This window comes from Rhodococcus marinonascens NBRC 14363, from assembly GCF_001894885.1.
In the GTDB taxonomy this organism is placed as follows: Bacteria; Actinomycetota; Actinomycetes; order Mycobacteriales; family Mycobacteriaceae; genus Rhodococcus_F; species Rhodococcus_F marinonascens.
In genome coordinates this window covers 1-8194 of record NZ_BCXB01000069.1, presented here as the reverse complement: position 1 = coordinate 8194, position 8194 = coordinate 1, and the positions used below count along the sequence as shown (strand labels likewise).

General features: G+C 65.5%; 7 protein-coding genes and 1 pseudogene. 6 read left to right on the top strand and 2 right to left on the bottom strand.

Features of this window, described 5'->3' with window-relative positions:
* The 6 genes and pseudogenes from RM2_RS22295 to RM2_RS22265 all read left to right on the top strand — a co-directional run.
* On the top strand, positions 1 to 81 hold an 81-nt coding region (locus tag RM2_RS22295; protein WP_139277892.1), incomplete at its 5' end, for an excalibur calcium-binding domain-containing protein.
* 819 nt (positions 82 to 900) lie between these two features.
* A pseudogene (locus RM2_RS22285) lies at positions 901 to 1140 on the top strand (transposase); the annotation flags it as partial.
* A gap of 1309 nt (positions 1141 to 2449) precedes the next feature.
* A complete protein-coding gene (locus RM2_RS22280) occupies positions 2450 to 3619 on the top strand; it encodes a site-specific integrase (RefSeq protein ID WP_072691667.1) in 1170 nt (389 codons plus the stop codon).
* 1 nt (position 3620) lies between these two features.
* On the top strand, positions 3621 to 4655 hold the full coding sequence (locus RM2_RS22275) for a hypothetical protein (protein ID WP_245814099.1): 1035 nt from the start codon (positions 3621 to 3623) through the stop codon (positions 4653 to 4655).
* A gap of 304 nt (positions 4656 to 4959) precedes the next feature.
* The gene (locus RM2_RS22270; protein WP_072691666.1) at positions 4960 to 5673 is read left to right on the top strand and encodes a ParA family protein; all 714 of its coding nucleotides are present in this window, start codon (positions 4960 to 4962) and stop codon (positions 5671 to 5673) included.
* Positions 5673 to 6539 carry a ParB/RepB/Spo0J family partition protein gene (locus RM2_RS22265; protein WP_072691665.1) on the top strand — a complete coding sequence of 289 codons (867 nt, stop codon included), beginning with the start codon at positions 5673 to 5675 and terminating at the stop codon, positions 6537 to 6539. Before RM2_RS22270 ends, RM2_RS22265 begins: the two co-directional genes overlap by 1 nt.
* On the opposite strand, the gene RM2_RS22260 is transcribed toward RM2_RS22265, so the two are convergent.
* Together RM2_RS22260 and RM2_RS22255 are read right to left on the bottom strand one after the other, a co-directional pair.
* On the bottom strand, positions 6479 to 6997 hold the full coding sequence (locus tag RM2_RS22260) for a DEAD/DEAH box helicase family protein (RefSeq protein WP_072691664.1): 519 nt from the start codon (positions 6995 to 6997) through the stop codon (positions 6479 to 6481). The two genes, RM2_RS22265 and RM2_RS22260, sit on opposite strands and share 61 nt — an antisense overlap.
* An 865-nt stretch (positions 6998 to 7862) precedes the next feature.
* A partial coding sequence (locus tag RM2_RS22255) for a transposase (protein ID WP_139277901.1) occupies positions 7863 to 8194 on the bottom strand: 332 nt, incomplete at its 5' end.

Below are 8194 nucleotides of genomic sequence, written 5' to 3'. Positions count from 1 at the left end.
GGCGCCGCACCCATCTACGTCGGCGAACCCGGCTACGCCAGCAAACTCGACCGAGACGGTGACGGCGTCGCCTGCGAGTAGAAGCAACCGGCAGCTCGGTAGGCGATTCAATTCTGCGGCTCGCCCCACTACTGGAAGACTACGTCCGCCGCACCACCACACCACCCGAACCGGCCACGACGAGAACACCGGACACCTCGACGCTCTCTCGCCAGCAACGCCGCGCCCTGCAACGCCGCAAGAGCAAGTAGGGAACACCGGCGATGACGAACCAGCCGGTCCCGCTTCGGCGGCGCTCGCGCGGCCTGCCTGCCGTCGACAAAGGCTAGGCGTTGGGACTGCGGGAGGTAGGACGGGTACGGCAGGGAATGCGGGGAACCGACGCCGTGCTTCGTATCATCTCGGGCGGACCCGATTTCGGCTCTGTCGGCGGTATCGTGCAAGATCTCCGAACTATGGGTTTATTTTTCGGTGCCGGACCTTTTGGCGTATCGGTGCCCCTCGCACCTAGTTCAAGAAGTATCGAGAAGGGCATTAGGCTGTGTTTTCTTATGGCGAAGTGGGGCCTGTACCTGGCACTTCTTCCCCTTATTGGTGCGTACTACGCAGTGAAGTACTGCTACCCACGTGTGAAGCGGTTCTATTCACATCCGGACCCTGCTATCAGACTTAAACGTCGCTACTACACAGCCGTGGGTGTGACCGCCGTGTTAGCCCTATCGGCGGTCCAGAGCCTTGCGCAGGCGCAATTCGCGAGCGCGTTTGGCACTGTAGCCCTAACAGCAATCTCGGCTTACTGGATGTTGCGCGAGCGGCAGCGTATCGCAGCCGGATCTGCTACCTGAGCATTTGGCCCCGTAGGACGATCTCAGGCAACGTGTACTAGCCAGAAATCTGGCGATGTTCAAGTTCCTCAAACGGATCCGAGCAGGTCTCCCGAAGTGGCTCGAGGAACTCGTGCAGCTCAGTCGTAGCCTGCGGAGACGGCGCCACGAGATCCTCGCCTGCTTCGACGTCAACGTCTCCAAGGGACCGGTCGAGGCGATCAACGGGCGCCTCGAACACCTGCGGGGGATCGCCCTCGGCTTCCGCAACCTGGCCGTCTTCAGCTCTGCACTCTCTCCGTCCGGTGACCTGTAGCGACGACATCGTCACCATCGGCAAGGCGCTCGCCACCGTCAGTGATCCGATCATGGTGTGCTCCTGGGGGTTGTGGGTTATCGTCGCTTGCTGCGGAACACGCGAGCGAAGCCTGTCGCCCGGTTCCGGCGCCGTCGGCGCAGGGCCCGTCGTAGTGGATGTGGACCTCGCCGACGTGGATGGGCGTAGGTGCCGCGGTATCTGGGGTGTCGCCGATGCGGAATCGAATTGCGAAGGCTGTCCAGCGTGCCGAAGCAAGGATCGTCAACGAACACAACGCGAAACTCGACGGATGCGAGATCAACGGACCGGTATTCCGGATCAGCAAACGTGTCTATCCAATCAACGAAGTGACCTTTGAAATGGGACTGGGTGCGAGCACTACATCCTCATGCACCACAGTTCCTCGAGTTGTGGCAGGAAATATGATTGGCGGCGCATTGGCCGGTAGGGCAGCAAAGAAGGTGAGAGATCCCAACCAGATCTGTTTCACCGTCCGGACAGGTCAAGGCCAAGGTCAAGGTCAAGAATGTACCGACGCACATGGAAAAGTCGACTCGTGAGTTCATGGCCAAGCTCCGAAATGGCATCAAAGCGGCAGTTGCCATTGACCTCTGAGGCCGGTGCCCAGCTCCCACCCATGGAGTCCTCAATACGCCCAGCAACTGACAGGAGTGGCAGTTTTTTGGCCAAAACCGTCCTCGCGTTCGTGATGCTCGGCCTGGGGTTTTCAAATCATTGGGTATGGCTACTGCTCTGTGCTTACGTCGTTGGATTGCTAGTGCTGTCAGTAATCAGGGATGATGAGAACGAAGCCGCGCTCGCGGCGTTCGAGAAGCGGCGGACAACTTCCTCGCCCCCTGCTCAATCCAAACCTGGACCGGCGAAGTCAGTTGACTTGAACAAGCCGGCGGTCCCACCACAGCGCGACAGGTGATGGTTGTCTCCGAAGTAGGTAAAGATCCCGGTCTGCGTGAGCATGGGTACGGAACGGTCATGTCGGTACAGAAATGGCTGGATAGCCAGTTCCCCCAATAGATGTCCGCCCCTGACCATCGCGGTTTGAGTCGCGGCATCGCCAATAGGAGCGTTCAAACCGGAGCAGTCCGGGGACTATATCGGGACCCGGCACCGAATCCTGGGCCAGCATCGGGGAAGCGAGGGCCGATCCAGCCACCCACTCCGGGTCACTCATGATTGGTGCGCACTCGGCGACGATAATTTCGATTATCGCAGCTATCTTGGTAAATCCCGTCGTCAGCTCGTTTTCCTGCTGCAGTCTGTCGGTGCCACCCGATACCCTGCGGCGGTGACCCTCGATCAGGCGGATGAGCCGCTCTCCGGACAGGTGACGGCCACCTCCTCCGCGATCTCCGGCTCTGGCCCGGTGATCGCGGAGGAGGTGGCCGCTCGGATCGCCGCCGCGGTGCAGCGATCGCGGGCGGAAAGTACTCGCCGCGGCTATGCCTCGGACTGGGCGCGTTTCGTCACGTGGTGTTTCTCCCGCGGGCACATCGCGTTGCCGGCGCATCCGATGGTGGTGGCCGCCTACCTGGTCGACGCCGCCGACACCCTCACCGAGGACGGGCAGAGGGCCTACGCCCCGGCCACCCTGTCGCGGTGGGTGGCCGCCCTGGGGCACCACCACCGCCGCGCCGGACACGGCGCCCCCGGCCACCATGAAATGGTCGCGGCCACCCTGTCCGGGATCCGCCGCGACTACGCCGCCAGCGGACAGCGACCACGGCGGCAGGCCGCACCGCTGCTGGTCGACGACGTCGTCGCCCTCGTCACCGCCGCCCGCGAGGCGGTCACCGGGTGGGCGTCGGAGGTGCTCGAGCGCCGCGACACCGCCCTGCTGCTGCTCGGATTCGCCGGCGCCTTCCGGCGCGGGGAGCTCGCCGACCTGGTCTGTAGCGACGTGAGCATGCACCGGCTGGACGGCCTGCACGTGCGGCTGCGGCGGTCCAAGACCGACCAAGAAGGTGAAGGCGCAGTGCGGGCGGTGCCGTGCACCACCAACCATCACCGTTGCCCGCCCTGCGCATTTGTGCGGTGGGTGCAAGTGGTCGCCGCCTACGACACCGCGGGGCGGCCGGGGGTGATCCGGTTGCTGCGCAACGCGCCGGCTTTCGAGACGCACGTCTGCAGGGGCGCAGTGCCGCGGACCCGTGCGCGGGCTTCGTTGTTCCGGTCGGTGCGCAAGAACGGCAACATCTCCGACGGTGGGCTCACCGGAGCCGCGGTGCATGGGGTGATCCGCCGCCGCGCCGCCGAAGCGGGCTACGACCCTGTGGTGGTCGCGCAGCTGGGGGGTCATTCGTTGCGGGCCGGGTTTGTCACTCAGGCGGTCCGCAACGGTAAGGATGCGCACGCGATCATGCGGCAGACCGGGCACACCACCGCCGCGATGATCGAGGTCTACGCCCGCGAAAACGCCCCACTGGTCGCCAATGCCGTCACCGATATCGGCCTCTGACATGGGATTACACCCAGACTTCGCCCCGGCGTTCCAGGTTCAGGGAGAGCCGCGGGCTCTGACGTCTGCCGGGGAATTCACCGGCAAATCCCTGGACCGGGTGTCCCGGCACGCGTGGCGGTTATTCGCCGACTGGTGCGCGGCCGCCGACCTTCCGGACTTACCGGCCGACCCGGTCACGGTGGCGATGTTCGTTGCCGAACACCCCGCCGCCCCGCTGACCCAACGCCGCAGGGTGAGCGCCATCAACACCGCCCACCGCTGCACTGGTCTACCGCAACCGGGTCACAATGAGACCATCCGAGGCCTGCTCAACAGCGCGCGGACCGCGCGGCGCAATCGCATCGCCGCGGCGGCGGCGGAACGGGTGCCGCGGCTGCCGACCACCGGCTGGCCGGCCGGAATCTTCGGGCGCCGAGACGGCCTGCTCCTCACCCTGGCCGCCGAGCTGTCGTTCGAGCAGATCGCCCGCCTGCGCCGCGACGAGATCACCTCGGATGGGAATCAGCTCGTCGTTGCCGCGGCCGGCGAGGAGCTTCGGGTCGTCCTGCCCCTCGTTGATGCGGCATCCGTTTACCGGAACTGGCTCGAGATCCTCGGTTTCCTCGACTCCCACCCCGGCACGTCGCTCCTGGGCCAATACCTCGACCGTGGATCGAATCTGGGCAGATACGTGGGACGTGCCCAGCAGGACCAGAGCCCGCTACTGACCCCGATAGACCGGTGGGGGCACACCCCCTATGCCCCGACAGCACTGACCGCGCAGTCGGTGGCAGCCTTGGTGCGCGCCCACCTGACCGGCCGGGCGTCCACGCATCCTCCGACCCGGCGCCGAGTCCCCCCGACACCGGAACAGCCACCGTGCCCCCCGGTCCCGGACATCGTTCTCGACCCCGGCTACTACGAACGGGGACTCCGGGCCCGCCACGGCGCCCACACGGGGCTGCACGACGTTACCGACCTCCTCGACGACGTCGAAGAACGCACCGAAAGGCTCCTGGCCGAACTTCTGGACGTCCTCGGTGATCTCGGCTGAGACCACCTCGCTCGACCCGGTGACGGCGGACCGGATCCGGCTGAGCGGCCACATGTCCCGTGGCCCCGCGGTCCCTTCCCCTTCGTTCCCAGTCAGCGACCGGCCGGGTGGGTGGGTGGGTGGGTGGGTGATGGTGAGATCGGAGCCGCCACCCGCCCGTGAGGATCTTGTTTACCGCGGTAAACAACCGGTGGCCAACCGAACCGCGTCGCATGTCGGACAGGCTGCGGCATCCTGGTACCGTACCGTGGCTACCTGTCCGAAGTAGCCCACACGCGTGGGTGAAGCAAACGGAAAGGGTCCCATGACCATTCATGTCCTTCTCAATCAAAAGGGCGGCGTCGGCAAGAGCACCGTTGCCGTCAACCTCGCCGCAGTCGCCGCGGACGTTCTCAACCAGGACGACGAACCCGGCGGCACATCCCCAGTGGCCGCGGTATCCGTCGACCCGCAGGGTTCGGCGATCTGGTGGGCCGACCGCCTCGAAAGCCTGCCGTTCCACGTCGTGCAGGCGCACGACGATCTCGCCGGTCTCCGTCAGCTGGGCCAGCTGCCCGGCATCCGCCACGTGTACGTCGACACCCCCGGCTGGATCGACCTCAACGGTGCCGATGACACCTCCGACCCACTGGGCCGGGGCCCTGCCGCCGACGCCCTGCGGACCGTGCTCGAGGTCGCCGACCACGTAATCGTGCCGATGGAAACCGAACCACTCTCGTTCGACCCGACCGCCCGCACCATCCGAAAAGTACTCGAGCCCCGCGGTATCCCGTACACGGTGGTGATCAACAACTGGGATCCCCGAGACGGCAAACTCGACCTCGAGGAGACCAAGGACTTCGTCCGCGCCAATAAGTGGCCCCTCGCCAAGACCGTCATCCGGCACTACAAACTCCATGCCCGAGCGAGTGCGGACGGCTTGGTCGTCACCGAATACCCCGCCAACCGGGTCGCCCTGCAAGCCCGTGAGGACTTCTACCGGCTCGCCCTCGAGCTGCGGATCGACGGGGGGCGATGATGGCACGCGGAACCCGCACCAACCTCGCCACCCTCGCCGGCGCGGTCGGTGACCACTCCCCCGTCGACCGGCCGGCCGCCAGCACGACACCGACCAATGTGCCACTGAGCGAACTCGCGCCGAATCCGCGTAATCCCCGCGACCACCTCGGCGATCTCACCGACCTGGTCTCGATCACCGGTACCCAACTCCAGCCCGCACTGGTCGTGACCCGGGGCGCCTACCTGACGCTGTACCCGGAAGACGAACCCAACATCGGCCTCGCGCGATGGGTGGTGATCAACGGCTGTCGACGGCTCGCCGCCGCCGACAACTTCGGCCGCCCGACACTCGATATCGTCGTCAAGGACGAGGTGGCCAAGAATCGGGTCACTCTGCTCGCGGCGGCGGTCATCGAGAACGTCGGACGCCGAGACTTCGACGTCATCGAAGAGGCCAAGGCCGTCGAGCTCATGGTCGCCGAATGCGGAACCGCGGAACGGGCCGCGCTCAAACTCGCCAAGTCCAAGGGGTGGGTCTCACAACGCAGGGCTCTTCTCCAGTTGGCACCCGAGCTTCAAACCGCCCTCCGCAAAGGCGAACTCGCGATTCGTACCGCGCGCTCGCTCGCCCAGGTTCCCCCACAAGCACAGGTCGAGGCATGGAAGGCGGAACGGGACCAGGGACACCAGGCACCCGATCCGGATCAGGACACCACTCCAGGCGAGCGGAAACCGGATCGAACCCCGGTGACCGCCGCGAAGGTCACCCGCACCTTCCGCCGATTGGAGGCGAATCCGGCCACCCTCGCCCACGCACTGCTCGACTACCTCGACGAGGATGGCGTGCGCGCACTCCTCGACATCCTCACCAGTCCCCGCCCCTGATCAGGCGTGTGCCGGTGTTGTTTACCGCGGTAAACAACACTCATCGTGCCTCCACCAGCGACCCGGGGCGTCATCCAGTTGAAGCGGCCATCGGTGGCGTACTCCCACGGCATCCACTTCCCATCAGGTATGTCGGCCGCCATCAACCGGGCGACGAGCTCCTCGGACCACGGTTTCCAGGCCATCGTGCCGTCGATGACCAGGCTTTCTCCGCGGCCGATCGCTTCTCTCGCGGCAACCGCGAACAGCTCGGTCGATTCGCGGTGAACGAGTGCGGACAGCTCGTCCGGGTAGAAGTAGCTCTGCTCGCCGGGCATCTCCTGGAGCGAACCGTCGGTGAGGGCAGCCTCAAGTAAGTAGCCCTTGAACACGTCGAAATCGAGTTCGCGCCAGTGATTATTGAACAGGCGCTCGTGCGTGCTGGGCTTGCCTGCGCTCGGCGGGCCGGCCATGAGCATGGCCGCCCGATGGGCCTGTGCGTCGGGTCGGGCTGGGGTCGGGACCGTTGCCCTCGTCCCGAAACGCGGTGGTGATCACGCCAACGGTGCTTCCCGTTGCAGCGTCGCGGAATCTCCCGCGCGTACCTCCACTGACGAGGTCGCCCATGCACGCTCCTGGTGTAGACAATTCAATCGATTCTAGTGAGGGATCCGTGGCAGGTCCCGATTGTCGGGCCACGTGGTTTTAGAGTCACGGTGTGTATTGATGTCAGTCGATCTCGCAGCCCACAGGTTGGTGGGTGCACCGGGCACGTACTCGGCCGGGCTACTTGTGCGCACAGCGTACAGCAGGCGGGCGTGTCTGGTTGTCCAGGAGAGGACACCCGGGACCACGTCCCCGCGCCGCGCGGGGACGTGGTCGTTGCGGTAACCCGGACCCGGAACCCCGGCAGGTTGCGGCCCGCAACGCTCCCACCCACGACCCGTTGCACCGCGTGCAGGCCATTGCACGAACGCAACAGGCAGCAGCACTAAAGTCTGACACCCCGTAATGCGGTGAATCGGTAGCACTACCGAGAGCGACGGCCATAACAGCTGATATGTAAGAAACTTTGTCAAGGGGGCATGGTGAGGCGCCGTCGGGGAGCTAGCCCGGCGGCGCCTCGTTGCTTCCTCGACGAGTCTGCGTGGTGAGCGTGTCGTTGACGACGCGCGGTCAGACTGATATACGCGGATTGGCTACCGCAGGACGGGGTTTCGGCTGGAGCGGGTCCGCGGGTCTAGGATCGAGCATCGACCCCTACGAGGCCTGCTCATAGCTGTATCGCGGGTCACTCCACGCGCTGCCACCACCGGCTCGTGCGACGAAGCAGATCGTGGGCGATCAGTCGGTCAGGACCGCCAGAGACCAGCACCAGCCGGCCAACTCGCGGGCGATCGCCACATTCGCGACGGTGGGCCGTTTGCGGCGCTCGAGGAAGCCCACCCACCGTCGGTGCAGACGCTGGTTGCCTTCGTCGCCGCGGGCCCGGGCGGCAGCGGGTGCCTGATCCCAGCGTCCCCGCATCACGGCACCGACGTGGTACCGGGGCCGGTGATGCCAGGCGGACTCGACCAACAACCGGCGCACATGCGTGTTCCCGGTCTTGGTGATCGACCCCTGCACCCGTGACGCACCCGAGGAATACTCGGTGGGCACCAATCCGACGAACGATC

Excerpts from the sequence above, each read along its gene's own strand:
- RM2_RS22270 (WP_072691666.1), top strand. The coding sequence starts at position 4,960 with ATGACCATTCATGTCCTTCTCAATCAAAAGGGCGGCGTCGGCAAGAGC.
- RM2_RS22260 (WP_072691664.1), bottom strand. The coding sequence starts at position 6,997 with ATGCTCATGGCCGGCCCGCCGAGCGCAGGCAAGCCCAGCACGCACGAG.
- RM2_RS22275 (WP_245814099.1), top strand. The coding sequence starts at position 3,621 with ATGGGATTACACCCAGACTTCGCCCCGGCGTTCCAGGTTCAGGGAGAG.
- RM2_RS22265 (WP_072691665.1), top strand. The coding sequence starts at position 5,673 with ATGGCACGCGGAACCCGCACCAACCTCGCCACCCTCGCCGGCGCGGTC.